Genomic DNA, 19,149 nt, shown 5'->3' on the forward strand with positions numbered 1-19,149 from the left:
TATGCCGGGAGGCATCAAAATGCTGAAGAATTTCCTCTACTACAGGCGAAACAAATTGTTGATATTTGAGATCGTTTACATCATTATTATGGGATGTATACCTGGCGATTTCATCCTTCGGTTTGGGCAGAAAATCTTTAGGAACAAAAAGTCCTTTACAATGCACGCACTCGAGAAATTGATTCTTTTCAGACTTAAAAGATCTTGCACCCTCATTTTCACAAAGCGGACATCGTTCGACTCTCATGATTAGCTTTAAAGTTTCTTAAAATGTATTTTTTGTACTACGGAGCTGGAATTGCAATTTTCGACATTACAAATTCATAAATTAATCATTTACATCTGACTGTCTTTTTTCAATGCTTTAAAATGGCAATTTTCGACCTAAAGTAACCGGTGAATGCATTAAAAGTGTCTGAAATTCTCCGGAAAAGATGCTTTGGAAGTCCATTTTTCTGTTTTACTCAAATTTCTGTTCCGCGGAAGGTCAAAACATTAATTTTGAGGCATTTAAGTCGATATTTGTTAAATATGAAATCCTTTTATTTCCCTAGTTCAAAGCAATTTTTTAAAAAATGAGCTACTACAGCTTAAAAGATAAGATTCCGTAGCATGATGTATTAAAACTGGCAATTTTCGGCATTGGCTTTCAGGTCTACTCCTGCCAATTTTTTGCTTCTGTAAAATGAAAACTTTTATCACTCCTGATCATATTCTAAAAATCTTCAGAAAAAATTATGCAACCTTTCGTGTTGTTTGCGCCTGCTCTTTTCGTACTCCCCGAATATTGGCTTTCAGCATTATCGAAATAACGAGTGCTACTATAATTAGCCCGATAAAGACGTAGAAAACCGGAATATAACTTCCCGTCGCGGCGTAGATTTGTGATACCAGCGTTGGGCCAATGAGTCCGCCAAGAGACCATGTTGTAAGCAGGTAACCGTGGATTGCGCCGAGTTCTTTTGTGCCAAAAAGGTCTGCAATAAAGGCGGGAAGATTTGAAAACCCTCCTCCGTAACAGCTTACCACCAGAAAAATGAGTATCTGGAATAAAATTGCACTTCCAATGACCGGAAGAGTAACGAATGCCACCAGCTGAATAATAAAGAATATGATAAAGACGACGGGGCGCGAAAGATAATCTGAGGCTGCTGCCCAGCCAATTCTCCCGGCACCGTTAAAGATTCCCATAATACCAACCATAACAGCTGCGGCTCCCGCCGTCATCCCGCCAATGCTTTGGGCCATTGGTGAGGCAACAGAGATCATCATAATACCGGCGCTGGTATTTATAAGCATAATGGTCCATAACATCCAGAAGTGCTTTGTTTTAACGGACTCCCGTGCGGTGAGCTGGGATAAATCCCTGATTTTTTCTTTACCCGAGGCTACGTTTTCTTTCATCCCTTTTGGTAACCATCCCGCCAGTGGTGGTGCGATGTATAAGGCACCAGCGGTCATAAGAAGAAAATAACTGCCGCCAAGGATGTAAAAAGTGGTGGTGATTCCTACAGATTCCATGAGGCTTGCGGCAACGGGGGCTGTGATAAGCGCGCCGGAGCCAAAGCCAAGAACAGCCATCCCGGTTGCCAGGCCGCGACGGTCCGGGAACCATTTTACGAGTGTGGATACGGGTGAAATATAACCAATCCCGAGGCCTATTCCGCTAAGGAGTCCGTAGCTGAGAATAAAAAGAGTAAGAGAATCTATGGAGACTGCAAAACCTGAACCTGCCTGTCCCAGACCAAACAGAACAGCGGCAAGCATGGCAGATTTCCTTGGTCCGTTTCTTTCTACAAATCTTCCGAAAACCGCTGCCGAAGCTCCCCCCAACGTCATCATAACCGTAAAGGCTATAGTAACGGAAGAGACGCTCCAGCCCATGCTCTCGCCTAAGGGAATTGTATAAACGCTGTAGGCATAGGCTGCACCTATGGAAATATGTATACTGATTGCCGATAAAGCAATTAGCCATCTGTTTTTGTTAGGCTTCATTTAATTTTCTTCTGGTTGATTGTTAAATTTTCACTAATATAAAAAAGCTGCAGAGAATATTATCAGAAAGCTTTAAAGAAATAGCGAATAATTGGAGAAAAACAGATCTGTTGATAAGGAGAAGGGGATTCAAACAATGATTCGAAATATTACCTTCTAACGCCTCATCTTAAAACCGGCTTTTCACAGCTAATAGTGTAAGACATCAAATAGAAATTTCCTGAAGCAAATATCAATTAAAGTATGATGCCTGCAGTTTAAATGGTTTCTTGATGAAAAAGGTAAAAGATATTTTAATAAACCCGTTATTGCAAACTGAACTTAAAGTTTTGATAATGCCGCTTCAAAAACCAGCCTGGTGACTACTTACTAACAGCAAAGCAGAAGAGAAGCCTGGTCACTGGTGTCTTATCCAGAATTTTAATACAATCCCCGTAGAGCTGCAGGTAAAAATATAAGACTTTAATAGCAAAAGCCTGACAGAAGGGTATTTAAAAGCGTGGAGGTTAATCAGCCAGAAGAGAAAATCTTTTTCTGAAAAAGCACCTAATTGTTGCCAGATCAACCCCTATCAACTTCATGTACATTTCAAATATTTCCTAAGCAGGTTTGACTGCCTCAGTATTTTTTGAATTTTTTTGCCAGAAAAACAGAATAGCAAACAGTACGATCAAAATCGCAGGGAAGGAAATCATTTTTTCCAGGGTTTCCTGACCCGCTGCCAACTCCAATTCATTCCCGGTAAGCCCCTGACTTCTATATTCTGCCATCGAACCGTCAATCCAGCTTCCTATGATAGGCTGAAAAATACCTGAAGAAAACATGCCGACTGCTCCAATAATTGACATTCCAAGGGCACTGCTCAAAGGAACCCGCTGTGCCACAGCTCCAACCATCACCGGCCAGAAGTAGCAATACCCAAGAGCCCAGATTACTGCTGCCACGTAGGCCATAGGACCCGTCACTATACTTAAAAGGTAAATTCCCACTGCCGCAAAAATCGCACCTCCAAGCAGCACACCGGTTTGACCTAATTTCCCCACAACCGGCCCGGCAAAAAACCTTCCTACAGTAACAAGCCCAGCAGTCAGTGCTAAAATGACCATAGGATTTGCTCCACTGCTACCTAAAATAACTTCTACCCATTGACCAGGTCCGAACTCTGTGATAGCTGTAAGGGCCATACAGATAATTAAAAATATATATAATGGACTTAGCATGGCTTTAAAGTTTGACAAAAGAGACGTCGCTCCTTCCACTTTTGGTTTTGGGAAAGCTTTTCCAAAAAACAAAGCAGCATAAGTAATGGCAGGAATCATTATCACCCACATCTGAGCTTCCCAGCCGAGGTTCAGTCGGGTCATTATAAAAGAAATGATAGCTCCAAGTACGATCCCACCCGGAAACCACATATGGAACCTGTTCAGCATTTTGTTCATTTTCACTCCGGAATACATATCTGCAATCATAGGATTACAGGCTGCCTCGGTACAGCCGGTGCCTAGACCGATAAATAGCATAGAAATGAGCAGACTCACATACCCGTCAGCATACACTGTTAATAATACACCTAATGTATGAGCCACAAAAGCCACTCTCATGATATTTTTAGCACCTACTGAATGATAAACCAATCCCCCGATGATCATGGAAATTGGAAACCCATAGAACCACATAGAATTGATATGTCCTAATTGCTCTGCGGAAAGAGCAAATTCATCCCCAAGCTGAGTAAGAATTCCAGCTCTTATTGAAAATGATAAGCCTGTTGTGATGAGTGCAAAACAACTTCCGTAAAACAATGCTTTCTTATTGAGACTTTGATTCATAAGGTTAGATTTAATAGAATTCGCTTTTTTATAGATAAGTTAAAAATAATGTGAAGATGTTAAAATTACTTCAGCAATATAAAAAATAATTTAATTAAAACGCAAATAGATAACGATTTCGAAAAAGTAATTATAATTGATAGCTTTAACATCGAAAAATTACTGGAAGCTGCAGGTTTTATTTTAATTCGTTTATTGAGTGAGGTGTTTGACAATGAGATCATAAACATCTGTAGGCTCCACAACTGACTCTTTGAAAAAACCGGAATTTTGTGTAATAAACAAAGGCCAGTCCTCTTTTTCTTTAGTTAAGCGACCATGAGAACCCTTGACAAGAGTAGCATCTAAAGGAATAACATCCATAAGATAACGGAATCCAAGTTTCTTTTTAATAAGTGTTAGTCCGATTTTCGCCTTAAGAAAAGAGATATTGGGATCTGCAAAGGTTTCGACGGGATCATAGCCTGGCTTGCGGTGTATATCTACTGTTCTTGCATAATCTGGAGCCTTATTATCATCTAACCAGAAATAATAAGTAAACCAGGATTTTTCATCTGCCATTACAACTAGGTCCCCTGACCTTTCGTGGTTTAGGTGATAATTTTCCTGAGCCTTTTTATCCAGAACAAATTCAATTCCTGATGTATTTTCAAGAAGCTCTTTTACCGGCATTATATCATTTGAATCTTTAATATAAATATGGGCGATCTGATGGTCTGCCACTGCAAAGGCTCTACTTGCCCAGGTGTCCATTGTTTCCCGTCCAAGCTCATCCTTTACTGCTAAGTATCCGTTCTCGCGCAATACCCGGTTTACATGTACAGGATTATTAACATCTGTAATACCATATTCTGAGACTATTATTACCTCCGCACCCTGACCTTCGTAGTAAGTAATAAGATCTTCACATACTCTATCTATTTCCTGCAGGTCTTTACCCATTTTGGAAAAATCTATTCCCACCCTCTGCAGATTATAATCCAGGTGTGGCAGATAAATGAGCGTAAGAGTAGGATCGTGCCATTTATCCACAAGCATAGAAGCATCGGCGATCCAGCGGGTGGATTCTATGTTGGCATTTGGACCCCAAAACGAAAATAACGGGAATTGTCCCAACTCACTTTGTAGTTTTTGACGCAAATCCATAGGCTGACTGTGGATATCCGGAAGTTTTAAACCCGTAGCAGGATATAAAGGCCGCGGTGTCACCGCAAAATCAACATCAGAATTCATATTGAACCACCAAAACATGTTTGCACAGGTGAAATTTAGATCTTGTTTTTTTAGTTCTTCCCATATCTTTGGAGCCTGTACCAGTTTATTGGACTGGCGCCAGAATTTGATTTCATACTCGTCAAGAAAACACCAGCCGTTTCCCACCACTCCATGCTCAGCGGGCCACTTACCTGTAAAATAGGTTGCCTGGGAAGAGCATGTAACTGCAGGAAGCAGAGGTTTTACATTGACCCGCTTTCCTTTTTGAGACCATTTTTGAAGAAAAGGAGTATGTTCCCCAATTAGACGGGAAGACAAGGCTACAACATTAAGAACGACTGTTTTTTTCATGCTATAAATTTTTCTGCACCCATTGCAGTTCCCTCACAATAGACTCTGTTATTTCCAGCTGAATATCATCGGGCAGTACTTCCCAGGTGTACGTTTCTACCTCAAGATGGTCAGATACTTTTTCATTTTTTAAATACTGAAGTACCTCTACAATATCTTCCTGTGTTGATTCTAATTGACCATAATTTGCCAAAAAAACAGGTACATGAAAATGAGTACGCCATTCTATCCCAGTAGAAGTATTTAATTTTTCCAATGCCTGTGGCAAATCAGGATAATGAATAAATTTTCCCCGTGCATCCCGCTCTACAACCTGGTGGAGATAGGTAGATTCCACAAACGGAGTGAATGCATCTTCAATCCATTTCCTCTGTTCAGTATCTTCAGGTAAAATCGTCTTAAGCGCTGCACTTATCTGAATTTTTCCAACCTTAATGCCTTCTGCTTTAAGACGAGAAAAAACATCCTGCGGTTTTTCATATACAATAGCGAAATGGCACACATCATAGCATAACCTGATATGCATTTTTAGGCAGTTTTCAGCCTCTTTATCAGAAAAACCGAATTGCTGCTTTAAATAGGCTGCACCTTGCGGAATTAACCATTGCTTATACCAGTTTATAACTTCATCTGTATTTTCCAGTAAACCATCCGGCTCCGGTTCAATATCCAAATGCAGGATTTTGCTATCAGCACTATGAATTTTATATAATTTTTCAGCAATTTTCGCTATATGAAGAGTGGCTTTTTGCAGGACTTCCTCTTTATCTTTTTGAGAGGCATCCCAGTATTTGTAAGATAGTGGTGAAGTGGAAATACCTCCTTCAACTCCATCAGGAATTAGAGCAGCCATAATATCAAAAAGGCGCAAAGTATAATCCAACCTCGAGTTAGTGGTCCAGTCAGGATAATGAACCTGATCCTTGACAGACTGATGATGAAAACCTCCAAAAGGAAAGCCGTTAAAGGTGAAAATATAGCACTGATTTTGATCTAACCAGTTCTTGAAAACGGAAAGATTATCTTCTTCCAGAAGCGATCTGCTGGCTTTATCAGATAATCGAAGACCTATTCCAAAAGCAGCATCAGCCGAAAACTTTGCTTTTACTTTCGGAATATAATTCTTTAGATTGTCAAAAGTTTCCACCCAGCTTTCGCCAGGATGAATATTTGTACAATAGGTTAAATGATATTCGTTTACTTGCATGAAAAAAATATTAATTCAGAAAAGTATATTAAAAGAAACATCTAAGCTGTGAATTCGTTGTCCTCGAATTCCTTTAGTTTTTCGACCGCATCGGCAATTAATCCGTTGTCCATTTGATGCACTTCAACCCCATGACCAAATGCATCTATTAACATAATCGTTAATTCTCCTCCCAAATGTTCCCGGAATTCTTCCAGTCCCTTCAGGATATTTGTTCCTGAAAGTTCAGAAATGTGCACTGCAAAGCCCAGCTTCTTAAAAAGGTTGATAACACGATGAAGGACTTCTTCAGAAATTGAACCTTTCAGAAAAGAATAAGTAGTGTCCAGAGAGATACCAATTGCAACCGCTTCTCCATGCCGCAGTTGATAATTGGTTAGCTGTTCCAGCTTATGCGCTGCCCAATGACCAAAATCAAGAGGCCGGGAGGAACCTTGTTCAAAAGGATCTCCCCCTGCAATATGATCAAGGTGCATCTTTGCACAACGATAAATTAATTCTTCCATAGCAGGCATCTCTCGCCCGGCTAATTTTGTTGCATGTACTTCTATCCATTCGAAAAAGGAAGCGTCCTTTATGAGTGCGACTTTAACAGCTTCAGAAATTCCAGATCGCCAGTCCTTATCGTCCAGTGTGTCTAAAAATGTGCTGTCATTCAGCACAGCATAGGGAGGGGCAAATGTTCCCACAAAATTCTTTTTCCCAAAAGAATTTATACTGTTTTTCACTCCTATACCGGAATCATTCTGTGCGAGCACAGTGGTAGGAATTCGGATATGCCTGATACCCCTATGAGCAATAGCCGTAGCAAAACCTGCCATGTCAAGAACTGCACCTCCACCAATGGCCACAATAAAAGAATGCCTGTCTATACCATAGGTGTTACTCGCTTCCAAAATCTGCTCTACATATAGGCGGTCGTTTTTGACTTCTTCACCTCCGGGTACCACTAAAGGATCAGCACAAAGGGTAAAATCCTTGGCATAAGCTTCAGCATAAGTCCTTATCTGCTCAAAAATTGAAGGATGTGCTACTGCCACTCCTTCATCTATCACAAAAAAGATTTTTGGGCGCCTATGATTCCTCACTATCTGTGCGAAAATCGGATTACTTTTATCAAATATATAATTCGAAAAATGTACTGTATATTCAAATGGAACAGAAAATGTCTGTTGAATGGTTTTCATTACTTTAATTTTAAAAAGCTACTCTGCTGAATTCTCAGGTAACGGAAAAACGCTTTGCAATCCCCAATGAAACAGGCAATAACAGCAACACCATTAGACCAAATACCCAACCTGCAAAAACTGTTGCCAGGGAAGCATTTAATATAATGAGTGAAAGAACACCAGCTTTCACGGCTTTTCCTATTAATTTTGGATCCTGTCTCTTCAGGGCTTTAATAAGTGGATTGAATATAAGGAAGGAAAACAGAATTACAAAAGGAAATACCTGCCACCAAACGACCTCTGAAAAGAAAGCCAGCACGATAATTGCCAAAATTATTACTCCATACAATAAAGCTCCTCCAATAATGGCTTTTTTGTTGCCACCATGAACTTCCCCACGACTTATCATTGTAATGGCTGCAATATAAATAACAGGAATTAAGGCGACATACCATAGTTCCTGAAGTGCTTCAGGGAAAATACTCATTCCCAATAATAAATTTCCGCCTCTGCAAAGACCCATATTTACAGGGCCTATTATAAGTTGATGTTTCCCCCAGGCGTTGTATGAAATTGCTAATGCCGCAACCACTATAGCTATTAAGCCGCTAAGAGCAGAAACCTGTAATGCAGCCAATATTCCTATCAGGAGTAAAATACCGCCAAGAATACTGGCACTAGCGACAGAAGCTTTTCCGCTAGGAATTGGTCTTTCCGGTCGTTCTATCCTGTCAAGCTCTGCATCAAAAACATCATTAAATACTATTCCACCTCCATATAAACCTATAGTAGCCAATACCAGCCACGATAAAGAATACAATAATCCTTGAGATTGCAGTTCAAATAATTGCAGAGCTGCCCCGGAGACAGCAAAACCTGCTAAAATATCAGCAATTGCAGTTATGATATTTGCAGGACGCATCAGCCTTAAATGGGCAATTATGGTACTCATTTATTTAATGAAGTTTTCTAGTTTTCAACAATATCTGAGGATGAGTCCCCTTCTATTTTTGGGGATTGCCCTCCCCTTAAAACAGAATTTCCCGAAAGTTTTTTTCGCTGATCAATAGGTTCGGCATTTAACCAATCACCCTCCTGCATCTGACCGCTCTGGCCGTAAGCAGTAAGAGCATTTTGGTAACATGCAAGATGGATAAGTTCATCTTTTATACCTTTCTCCTTCATTAACTTTGCAGTTTTCGGCACAGCCAGAGGATCACTGATACCCCAGTCAGCAGCACTATCTACGATAATTCTTTCTGCTCCATACTGCCGAATAATTTCAACCATTCGCTCACTACCCATTTTTGTATGTGGATAAATGGTAAAAGCAGCCCAATACCCTCTATCCAGCACTTCCTTTACAGTTTCTTCATTGTTGTGATCTACTACAACCATGGAAGGATCCAGACCATGCTCTTCACTCACAACCATGCTCTTGGTTGTGCCCCTTTTTTTATCTCTGTGAGGTGTGTGAATCATCACCGGTAGATTTACCTCTTTGGCAAGGTCCAGCTGCAGTCGGTAATACTTATCTTCTGCCTTTGTCTGGTCATCATAACCGATTTCACCTACAGCGACCACCCCTTCCTTGCCTACATACAATGGCAACAATTCCATTACTTCCTCTGCTAAAGCTTCGTTATTTGCTTCCTTGGAATTTAAACCAATAGTACAGTAATGCTTAATACCAAATTGGCTGGCCCTGAAACGTTCCCAGCTAACAAGACTATTAAAATAATCCTGAAAACTCCCGACTTTAGTGCGGGGCTGTCCCAGCCAAAATGCCGGTTCTATGATGGCACGAATACCTGCTTTATACATGGCTTCATAATCATCTGTTGTTCGTGAAGTCACGTGAATATGAGGATCAATAAACATTTTTTTATATATTTTAATTATAAGCCACAATTATAAATTGTAGCAGCTTTTTTCTTCTTTATTTTACAACGATTCGTAATATATTGCCAGATGCGAACTACTTCTATTTCAGCAAATCATCTTCAGTCTTTTTTCCTATAACAGTCCAGTTTAATCTGCCGCTTTCTATCTCTTTTTTAAAATCCGGATTCAGGTTCAATAATTCTTGCGCCTGAGGCAGTGTACTATCAGCACAAGCCAGCAATCCCGCTTTTTTCTCCAAAAGTTCACTATCGCTAACAATTTTTTCTATATCTTTTATAAACTCCTTATCTATAAAAGGACCTACAAAACGCCAAAGTTCCGGCAGAACCTTTCTCCCTGCTGCCCAACGTTCATGAGCAAAATCCACAAGCATTCTTGCCAGCTCCGGATTTGCCCTGGTATCGGCTCCATAAATTTTGTACAAAGGACGCTGCATAAATACCGCCTTAAGAACCATTTGATTCCAGGCATCCTGACTTAGAAAATCGTGTGGATATGGATTATGTAGTGCTATGGCATCAAAAACATCGGTAATATTAGTTCTTATTCCCTCTGCAGCACGTTTCGCCAACAAATCAGCATAAGGCAGGATCGGCAAGGCACTGTATAAGGCTACCTGTTCGTCCATATCTGCTGCTTCATGGAGTTTTATAAGTGCTTTTTCATAGCTCTCTTCATTTTCGGTTGGGAGCATTAACAAAAAGTAAATGCGGACAGATTGTAACAAAGTCCAATGTTCAGGTTGAAAACCTTCTCGAATTTTCGCTGCCTCAGCTAAATCTTCCCGCGTAAGGTGCAACTTGAATTTCCTAATAAAACGTGATGCAGAGCTGAAGGTCAGGTAAAAAGAACGAAGTTTAAAGTTATTGAGCAGGATATTCTCCTGCTGGTTGATCCAGTTCAGCTCTTCTTCATTACTCTGTTTTGAAATTACAGCTTTCATGTATGTTTTAGTCCGCTCCGAATCCTTCTGAATCATGATTATTGCTAAAGCTTTAAAGAATTATAAAGATAGAGATAAAAAGAGGTTTCAGCCAACAATCTATAGGTATTCCAGTTTGTAGGATTAATAAATTACTGATCTTAAATTCTGTAGCTATTCAGTAATTGCTTTACGTTTTTCACGCCATCCTTTATATGCAGCCAATCCCATAATAACGGAGATTATCAGTAATCCAAAAAATTCCCGTGTCTCTTCCATTTCAATAGTTTTCATTGAAAGATCTGCCTGTTGCCATTCCTGAAAAATCCAATCGGAAACAGAACGGGGAAAGAAAAATAAACTTCCCAGGAGCGCAATTATAGAAGCCAGCATTAGAACAGGAATATAAAAACGTCCAACAGCAGCCAGGCCGCACATTACAGCAGCAAATCCATAAATGCTCATCCACACCTCAGGATCGGCATCGTTCCATTGCCAATAACAAAAAAGAAGAAACAGCAAACTCCATAGTCCAAAAAATATTCCTGACGCCCTGCTTCTAGAAGGTGATTTCTTATGTGTTTTGCGGGAAACTATTTCCTCCTTCATAGTGTGCTTAAATTATTTTATCACTAAGAACCACTTCCAATTTTACAGATTTAAAACAATTTATGCATTAATCGTTTAAAGAATTGATGTAAGCAGCAATTATTAATGCATCTTCTTCCGAAACCTGCGGCATGGGAGGCATAGCTATAGCATAATCCGGCCAGTTTTCCGGTTCCGGATTGTGAATAAGCTCCAAAATTCTTTCATTGCTGTAATTTCTTTTAGCCACTTCTGTATAGGAAGGACCTACCTGTTTTTTATCAACTGCATGACAGGCAAAGCATGTATTTCTTTGCAAAATAGGTTGTACTGTTTCAAAGTCGGGCACCTGAGATTCTTCTGAAGAAACTACTTTTTCACCCTCACCTTTTGAAGCTGATGAAGAAGCCTGCTCTGTTATCTCTACCTCAGAATTTTTTGTTGTAGTGGGTTTGCTTAACTCTTCCAAAGCGAGCTTTTTGCCCTCAGGGATATTATTTAGTGTGTAATATGCTGAGGGATGAATTAAGGAATAAAAATTTTCCCTGGCCCTAACACCGAAAAGAGAGATGTGATGAACGAAATTCTTGCGCATATTTTCAACAACAATACGTGCTTTCATTCCGTCATCTGACACTTTTATTCCTTTTATAGGATTATCTTCCTGTTTAACCGGAGGGCTTCCGTAAACAGGATGATACTTGTATATAAAGCTATTAACAGAATATGAAGAAATATTTTCTGCAGATTTTCTGTCCACAGGCAAAGTAAATTCAATTTCGAATCCATCTGGCATTGCACGAACCGCTTTCATTTCAAAAGGCACCTTATTATTCCAAACAAGACGTTGCAAACCCTGATTAGCATCCCCGGCAGATCCCCAGCCTCTGTTTGTTTCCCCAACAAAAAGAGAACCGTCCTCTGCCCATGCCAACCTTAATACTCCAGATTGGAAACCACTCCTAAAGTCCATGGCAGCACCCTGAAACTTCCCGTTTACTTTTTCCATAAAAACCCTCATAATTTTGCTCTGTCCCTGGTCTCCCACCAACATTTGCCCTTCAAAGGGTCCAAAATTTCCTTCCGGAATTTTAACCATTTCTGAATTCGATATTCCTAAAATTCCATGCGGAAGCCAAACTGCAGGAAGTTTAAGAGCGGGAAGTTTTTCCTGCATATCAGCCATGGTTATTATTTCCTCATCAACCCGGTTTTCAGGCTTTACATGCTTTCCCAGCTCATCTTTATCTCGGCGAGGGCTAATATACTCGTGTATGTTCTCTATGCCCAAGTCTACCGGAGAGGTAGGCATGTTTGCCCAACGAAGTCCACCAGGATGCACTGTGAAATCTCCTTTTTCAACTTTCCAGATTCCACCTGAACCAACCCAGTCGCCCTGGTTTTCGGTATACCATACTTCTCCATCAATCATACTTAAACCGGCCGGAGAGCGCAGACCTGTTGCCCATGGTTCCATTTTTCCATCTTCGGTTATACGCATTAACCACCCTCTCCAGGGAACCAGGCTTACTGCGTGCCACCAGGGATGTGGGAAGCCCAGATTGGTAGAAACGAAGAGGGACCCGTCAGGTGCTATTTTAGGTCCAAAGCTATATTCATGATAATTTCCCGAAAGAGGCCAGGCATAAACGGTCTCAAACCTGTCGGCTTTTCCATCTTTGTTCGTATCCAGTATTTTTGTAAGTTCACCACGCTGTGCTGCATAGAAAGAGCCATCTTTATACGCCAATCCCAGCACTTCGTGCAAACCCGTTGCGTACTTCTGAAAAAAAGGTTGAGAGCTCGTGGGATTTTCAATAATATAAACCTCCCCCCTTCGGGTAGAAACGCCAAGATCACCATTAGGTAATACCGTAAGACCACCCACTTCCAGTAATACACCTTCAGGGATACTAATGTCTCGTATATTGAAAAAGTCTTCCTCCATGGGTGACTCCTGGGCCCCAATTTCTGTAGAAACCGCGAAGCACGCGTTAAGAACTAGAAGGCAAAATGCTTTACAATATGCGCTGCTTTTTGAAATATTCATTAGGATTGTAAATTTTCAATTTAATAGAGAATGGAATATGTCACTTCTTCCCGCACAGGCACCAGAAGCTCCTGCTGTCCTTCTACAGTTCGTACAACAGGTTTTGCCTCAACAGAGTTTTCAAGGCGGAGATAGTAAGCTTTGTCATTGATGAGATAAAGATCTTTTGATACAAATTCGATTTTACTTCCACGTGCGAGCCTGGCATAAAGATTTTTGGCGGGGTTCTGTACCTCTATTGTTCTTCGAAATCCATGCCCCATTTCCAGCACCTGCAATGCATCTGCTACTTCTAATTCGTAAATTCTATACATAAAAGTTGGACGGTCCTGGTTGTCCAAATGGTACCCCAAAGGTCTGTACTGCGTTCCAACGGTATCGTTAATCCATTCCTGCTGCGGCGAGTTTAATCTTGCCAGCGTCAAATTTGGAATACCAAAATGCTCCACAGCTCCCCTGGGACGGGAAGAACCATCACCACGGCTATACCACATTGGGGTGGCATCCAGAAAGTCTCCCCGCCAAATTTGCACAATGGAACCCTTATCCAGATCATAAGTATAATGAAGCTGCTGAGGACTTCCTACATTAACCGAGTGCGTTACCCGGTAACCACCGGAGTTCTCATTCACCGGAAGATCCATAAAACTGCGAAGAATAGTATTCTCCCTGGCTTCTACGAGAATGGGATTTACCGGGGTCTCAAAATTATTATCCCCCTCTGTCACCAGATATTCGCGTATGCCAGGTCCTGCTATGGTCATTCCTAAATTTGGCTCAACCCAGTCCTCATATTTAGAGTATAGTAGTTCAAAGGGCACAACTCCTGCCGGTAATTCTACCGAGCCTCTCCCGTTTTGTCCATTAAAAGGGACAACTTCTTTTTGATTGATTCTGATAAATCCGGCTCCACCCGGTGTTTCCAAATTAAAGGAATATTTCCCGGCTTCCTGAACTTTCAGATCTCCTGTATAACGGATTAAAAACTGATCTGATTTTGTATTAAGATTGGAAGTTAAAATTACAGCCTTACCCTGGAACTCCGGTGGCAGACTATCTAAATGGGCAGGCATCTCATTAAAAGTTCCTTCATATACAGCTACCTGAAGATTTGCCAGCTCCGGACGAGGTTTCTCATAACTAGTTACTTCTATATCCCGAAAAGCTACTGCTCCATGATCACCCTGGATACGCAAGGGACCTAGTGGTTTTTCATCAATACTCATAGCTCCCCTGGTGGGGCCAAATAGCTCTACATCTTCATGAATAGTCACACCATTCAGCTCAACCCTCAGAAATTTGGCATTTTCAATTTTATTACCTAATTCATCGAAGCGTGGCGCCTGAAAAGATACTTTCAGGTTTTGCCACAGTCCAGGCGCTTTACTTACGTTCTGCCGCGGAAGATATCCCTCGTATCCTTTCTGACCTTCTGGTCTGTTTTCATCCCATCTTTCATAAATACCGCCGTTTTCGGCAGAAGTGAGGTTTTGATTACCCCAGCTATCCCTAAGCTGTAACTCATACTGCCCCATAAAGTATATTCCTGAATTGGATCCCTTTGCCATCAGGTAATCCAGCTCCAGGTCAATGCTTCCATACTCCTTTTCAGTCCAAAGATCCTTATTATTGCTTCCTATAAATTTATTTACAAGAATACCAGTTCCTTCTGTGATTCGTAGCTCGTTGGGTTTATAAAGATTAGCGTAAACATTACCAGCTACATGCCAATTGCTGGCGGGGCTTTTAAAATCGGATAAATTGTTAAGTAAAATTTGTTGCGATTGGGCAAAAGAAAATGGCGCGACCATTAAAAAGACACTTATCAGCAGTAATGTTCCAATTCGATAAAAAAATATATTCATATAATTCCGTTTCTTAAAAAATTCATTTCCTACTACATCTTAATTAGCTTTTAAATCATCCCTTCCACTCCCTTTTCACACCTCTTTTACAGTAGAAATTGAAAACTAATGCAATTTTTTCAAAGCATTATGTTGTTTACACTAAGACTTTCATTTCCTCAATTTAAGCTTTTTCTTAAATCTCGGCGTCTATTTTTAGCCTTCTACCTCATAACAGATTCATTGTGCAAAAAGGTAATTTATGGCTAAAGCAGCACTTATGATCAGCAGACCAAAGAATTCCCTGGTTTTTTCAATATATGGTTTGGTTGCCTGCATGCTTTGAACTATACTTTCCTGCTTGTATTTCGTGATCCAGTCCAGAACTCCGTTTTGTGCAAAAAATAGTTTTACAGCATAGAGGAGATAAAAACAGATTAGAACTATATATGCAGTGGGAAAATATTTTCCAAAGACTGCAAGACCACAGCTTAAGGATGCTAACATATATATTGTAACCCAGAGCCATGCGTCTCTGTCGTTCAAATTCACATATGCAAATGCTGCAAAAGCAATACAAAACAGAGAATTTAAGATTACTAAAAACATATAACTTCTATTCCTGGTTACTTTTTGAAACTGAATAAGATTTTAAAATTGACCATTAAGGTATGAACTTTATTGGCCATGAGTAAGATTCTCTCCCTCTGACTTTTGTGTATTCATTTCTTCTTCCTCCAGAGAAGCCAGATAACTTACCAAATCCCTAACTTCCCTCTCGGTGAGAAAATGTCTCATGTCGGGCATACTGGAAGGAGAGTTCTTCCTTTCAACAATATCCTGCTTCCTTACTACAGTATCAGGTTCATTACCCATTTTAATCATCACGCTGATGTCATTCTCTTCCGCCAGTACACCACCTATTGTTTTACCATTTTCAAGTTCCAGAGTAACAATTCCGAAACCGGCGGCAAGCCTTTTACCCGGATTGATTAAAGCTTCCAATATTTGTTGACGCGAAAGCCTTCCTGCTACTCCATTAATCCTTGGCCCGGCGTTTCCGCCAAAATCATCAAAAGAATGACATTTCATACATTGTGCTGTTTGATGTTCGAAAAAGATTCTCTTCCCGATGGCTTCATCTCCTCCATATAAGCTCCCTTTGTAAGAGGCAAATGCTGAATCTGAATCTATGCCCTTTATTACTTCTTCATATCGTGCTTTTAACTCTGCCGAATTAGTGCTGTCGACAGCTTCACCTAATTCAAGATAAATCTCAGGAGCAAGTTCTTTATTTTGCAGCTGAATTAGTAAATTTTTAAAAATATCTTCAGAGTATTTCACAGGCAAACTTCCCAAAGCAAGAAGTGCAGCTTGTTTCTCCTCTGTACTTCTTTTTTCAATAACCTCTGTGAGTAATTTTGTTGTCAGTTCTTCGGATACATCTTGAGAAGCCAGTAACTCAAGTCCTCTTACCCTAACATTTTTCTCTTTATCAGAAATTGCATACTGAATAGCCTTGTCTATCTGGGTGTCGATGATTGTGGCCAAAGCTTCCAGCGCTGCTACACGTACCTGCGGCCTGGAATCTGTTTGCAATAAGTTAAAAAGTTCTGGTGATGCTGTATCTATATCCAATTCTGCAATGGCTCTTACAGCACTTGTCCGCAAAAATTCATCATGGTGTGATAGTAATTTCTTTAATGGATCCGAAGCCTCCTTTCTTATTAATACAGGATCTCTTTCAATCTCACCTCTGTATCGACCATCTACAAGATCAAAAACTGACGGATTAGCCCAGGTACTTAATGCTCTGACTGCTTCAATGCGCATAGCTTCAGGAGCATCTGACTTTAGAGCGTAATCTATGAGATTTTGCATAGCCTGTGAGCTTCCTACCTCTAAATTAGCGTTAATTGCACGTCTTATAAGAGGCTCATTAGTGAATTCAGTTTTTATGAGGAAGTTACCCAATGCAGGCAATGCTGCTTCAATAGAATGATCATCATTAATAGCACGGGCTGCTTCTGTTACTATGTACTCATCCTTATCTTCGAGAAAACCAGCAATACCTTTATGTTCAAGGCGTCTAAGCGCAAGTAGAGCTCCCATCCTCACCGCGCGTGAAGAATCTGATACTAAAGCAACGACAGGATCGGCTTTACCTATACGAGCTAAGGCCAGACTTGCGGCATGACGTATATAGGCATCTTCATCATTATTCTCTTTAAGCAGTTCAATTAAAGATTGTATCCCGGGTTCATACGCTATTCTCCCTAAAGCTTCCGCAGCAAAAAAGCGCGCCCGGCTGTAATCATCGTCCAGAAGAGATATTAAAGAATTTCCTGCCTCTTTATAACGCACATCACCCAACCATTTAGCTGCCTGAGCTCTAATCTCCGGATCACTATCATTAAGTAAAGGCAGTAGTAACCTGGCATGCTTCTCATCTTTTCGGGCTAGTTGGCTGATTCCCCATATAGCATGTACTCGGGCTAATTGATGGTCCAGCTGGTTAATTCTTTCTTTAAAGACATCAAGGCCTGAAGCACCTCTTTCAGCCAATTCGAACTGGGCTTTCTGTCTTACCCGCATGTCGGGATGTGTTAAAATTTCACCTAATTTATTTTCTTCTACAGTACTGAAATCTTCTGCAAGCAATTTCTTTGTCTGTTGCCGAATAGGACTTGATGCCTCACTTTCATTATCCACTTTCCATATCCGGCCATGATCCTTTGTTCCCCAGCCTTCAATCCAGTCTGCTACATAAAGGGCTCCATCAGGACCAAAATCCATTCCTGTGGGAAGAATTCCTTTTAATACCATCTCACTCTCCCCAAGTTCAAAAGAAGCTCCTTTGGGATTTAGTTTAAAAGCATGAATCCCGGATTGAGCAGGATTACCTACGAATTCTGCAACAAAAAAAGTGTTTTTCCATTTTTCTCCAATAGCAGTACCAGGATTATAAACCATGCCCGAGGGGCCGCTTATATAATTGGCAATAGCAGGTGTAATATAGGCTGCCTGTCCTTCAAACCTTGGTTTAAAAAGCTCTTCATCCATCCAAACCTTATAGCTATTATTTTTTGGATCTGTGTATTTACCAAATTGCCAGTTGATCCTCCATCCCGTATCAGATCCATTTACGATATAAACCAAGCGCTCCTTCTCACCCGGGTGATCACCATCGTTATCTACACTTATTAAGTTTCCATACTCATCAAACACAAATTCATGAGTATTTCTTACCCCCATTGCAAATACTTCAAAATCGCTTCCATCAAGGTTTGCTCTTACTATAACACCACGATTGGGATATTCCCATGCTTTACCGTCAGGACCTTTTCCATTAAAACCTACATCTCCAATTCCCCAATATAATTTTCCATCCGGCCCCATCTCAAGACCAGACATTCCATGTCCTCCAAAACCAATGTGAACACCATACCCATGAGAAATGGAAGTTTTCTCATCAGCAATCCCATCGCCATTAGTATCTTTTATTCTCCAGAGATCTGGTGCCACACCAACAAAAAGATCATCTTCGTGTTTTAAAATGGCACCGGCAACATCAGTTACCTCATCATTAAAATCTTCTACCACCAACTGAGATAAATCGGCGACACCATCTCCAGATAAATCTTCAAGACGGTATATATGCTCCTTTTCTACTGTTAAATCTCGCCAGTCGTGTGAGCCATCTCCATTAAGATCAGATAACCACTCATTTCTACTGCTATTTTCTGTTGATAACTCCTTACGCAGGAATTTCCTCCTGTCCTCTACGGTTTTCATTTGTATAGAAGCCGTCTCCCAATCCTGATGCCCACGAATATCAAATTCTGAATTAGCCTGTCTGTTAGTCCTTGTGTAGAAAAGATGTCCGTTATTATCTATGTCTATAGAAATAGGATCAGCCACTAGGGAATCTACTCCCCAGAGCTTAAGACTTAAACCATCGGCAATTTCAGGGTTAACTGTGGAGTCAATAGATTTTGCTAAGTGTGCTGTTTCTGCGGGATCCATCGTTTTAATCCTTGTATCCACAGGATCTTCCTTCTTGCAACTCCATAG

At 40.6% G+C, this 19,149-nt stretch carries 13 protein-coding genes and 1 pseudogene; all 14 read right to left on the minus strand.

What is annotated here, in order from left to right; translation table 11 throughout:
- Nucleotides 1-247: pseudogene (locus RM545_RS15445) on the minus strand (hypothetical protein); the annotation flags it as partial.
- A 488-nt stretch (nucleotides 248-735) separates the two neighbouring features.
- Entirely contained in the window at nucleotides 736-1,995 is a 1,260-nt protein-coding gene (locus tag RM545_RS15450) for an L-lactate MFS transporter (protein ID WP_311496188.1), read from the minus strand.
- A 599-nt stretch (nucleotides 1,996-2,594) separates the two neighbouring features.
- Nucleotides 2,595-3,824, minus strand: coding sequence for an MFS transporter (locus RM545_RS15455; RefSeq protein ID WP_311496189.1), 1,230 nt, complete (start codon nucleotides 3,822-3,824; stop codon nucleotides 2,595-2,597).
- A gap of 192 nt (nucleotides 3,825-4,016) precedes the next feature.
- On the minus strand, nucleotides 4,017-5,390 hold the full coding sequence (locus RM545_RS15460; protein ID WP_311496190.1) for an alkaline phosphatase family protein: 1,374 nt from the start codon (nucleotides 5,388-5,390) through the stop codon (nucleotides 4,017-4,019).
- A 1-nt stretch (nucleotide 5,391) separates the two neighbouring features.
- On the minus strand, nucleotides 5,392-6,597 hold the full coding sequence (gene eboE / locus RM545_RS15465; protein WP_311496191.1) for a metabolite traffic protein EboE: 1,206 nt from the start codon (nucleotides 6,595-6,597) through the stop codon (nucleotides 5,392-5,394).
- 41 nt (nucleotides 6,598-6,638) lie between these two features.
- A complete protein-coding gene (locus RM545_RS15470; RefSeq protein WP_311496192.1) occupies nucleotides 6,639-7,784 on the minus strand; it encodes a 3-dehydroquinate synthase in 1,146 nt (381 codons plus the stop codon).
- A 34-nt stretch (nucleotides 7,785-7,818) separates the two neighbouring features.
- Nucleotides 7,819-8,718: a UbiA-like protein EboC gene (eboC, locus tag RM545_RS15475; protein ID WP_311496193.1), complete on the minus strand. Its 900-nt coding sequence runs from the start codon at nucleotides 8,716-8,718 to the stop codon at nucleotides 7,819-7,821.
- Nucleotides 8,719-8,735: 17 nt separating this feature from the next.
- Complete coding sequence (locus RM545_RS15480; RefSeq protein ID WP_311496194.1) at nucleotides 8,736-9,647, minus strand: TatD family hydrolase; 912 nt, start codon at nucleotides 9,645-9,647, stop codon at nucleotides 8,736-8,738.
- Nucleotides 9,648-9,750: 103 nt separating this feature from the next.
- Nucleotides 9,751-10,650, minus strand: coding sequence for an EboA domain-containing protein (locus RM545_RS15485; protein ID WP_311496195.1), 900 nt, complete (start codon nucleotides 10,648-10,650; stop codon nucleotides 9,751-9,753).
- Nucleotides 10,651-10,767: 117 nt separating this feature from the next.
- On the minus strand, nucleotides 10,768-11,202 hold the full coding sequence (locus RM545_RS15490) for a transmembrane 220 family protein (RefSeq protein WP_311496196.1): 435 nt from the start codon (nucleotides 11,200-11,202) through the stop codon (nucleotides 10,768-10,770).
- A gap of 67 nt (nucleotides 11,203-11,269) precedes the next feature.
- A complete protein-coding gene (locus RM545_RS15495; protein WP_311496197.1) occupies nucleotides 11,270-13,231 on the minus strand; it encodes a c-type cytochrome in 1,962 nt (653 codons plus the stop codon).
- A 20-nt stretch (nucleotides 13,232-13,251) separates the two neighbouring features.
- Entirely contained in the window at nucleotides 13,252-15,096 is a 1,845-nt protein-coding gene (locus RM545_RS15500; RefSeq protein WP_311496198.1) for a 3-keto-alpha-glucoside-1,2-lyase-like domain-containing protein, read from the minus strand.
- 219 nt (nucleotides 15,097-15,315) lie between these two features.
- Entirely contained in the window at nucleotides 15,316-15,684 is a 369-nt protein-coding gene (locus tag RM545_RS15505) for a transmembrane 220 family protein (RefSeq protein WP_311496199.1), read from the minus strand.
- A 69-nt stretch (nucleotides 15,685-15,753) separates the two neighbouring features.
- Nucleotides 15,754-19,122 carry a HEAT repeat domain-containing protein gene (locus tag RM545_RS15510; protein WP_311496200.1) on the minus strand — a complete coding sequence of 1,123 codons (3,369 nt, stop codon included), beginning with the start codon at nucleotides 19,120-19,122 and terminating at the stop codon, nucleotides 15,754-15,756.
- Nucleotides 19,123-19,149 lie beyond the last annotated feature (27 nt).

Source organism: Autumnicola lenta (genome assembly GCF_031846515.1).
Taxonomy (GTDB): Bacteria; Bacteroidota; Bacteroidia; order Flavobacteriales; family Flavobacteriaceae; genus Autumnicola; species Autumnicola lenta.

What these genes read in the sequence shown, in the direction of transcription:
- RM545_RS15450 (WP_311496188.1), bottom strand. Translation starts at nt 1,995, where the DNA reads ATGAAGCCTAACAAAAACAGATGGCTAATTGCTTTATCGGCAATCAGT.
- RM545_RS15455 (WP_311496189.1), bottom strand. Translation starts at nt 3,824, where the DNA reads ATGAATCAAAGTCTCAATAAGAAAGCATTGTTTTACGGAAGTTGTTTT.
- RM545_RS15460 (WP_311496190.1), bottom strand. Translation starts at nt 5,390, where the DNA reads ATGAAAAAAACAGTCGTTCTTAATGTTGTAGCCTTGTCTTCCCGTCTA.
- eboE (WP_311496191.1), bottom strand. Translation starts at nt 6,597, where the DNA reads ATGCAAGTAAACGAATATCATTTAACCTATTGTACAAATATTCATCCT.
- RM545_RS15470 (WP_311496192.1), bottom strand. Translation starts at nt 7,784, where the DNA reads ATGAAAACCATTCAACAGACATTTTCTGTTCCATTTGAATATACAGTA.
- eboC (WP_311496193.1), bottom strand. Translation starts at nt 8,718, where the DNA reads ATGAGTACCATAATTGCCCATTTAAGGCTGATGCGTCCTGCAAATATC.
- RM545_RS15480 (WP_311496194.1), bottom strand. Translation starts at nt 9,647, where the DNA reads ATGTTTATTGATCCTCATATTCACGTGACTTCACGAACAACAGATGAT.
- RM545_RS15485 (WP_311496195.1), bottom strand. Translation starts at nt 10,650, where the DNA reads ATGATTCAGAAGGATTCGGAGCGGACTAAAACATACATGAAAGCTGTA.
- RM545_RS15490 (WP_311496196.1), bottom strand. Translation starts at nt 11,202, where the DNA reads ATGAAGGAGGAAATAGTTTCCCGCAAAACACATAAGAAATCACCTTCT.
- RM545_RS15495 (WP_311496197.1), bottom strand. Translation starts at nt 13,231, where the DNA reads ATGAATATTTCAAAAAGCAGCGCATATTGTAAAGCATTTTGCCTTCTA.
- RM545_RS15500 (WP_311496198.1), bottom strand. Translation starts at nt 15,096, where the DNA reads ATGAATATATTTTTTTATCGAATTGGAACATTACTGCTGATAAGTGTC.
- RM545_RS15505 (WP_311496199.1), bottom strand. Translation starts at nt 15,684, where the DNA reads ATGTTTTTAGTAATCTTAAATTCTCTGTTTTGTATTGCTTTTGCAGCA.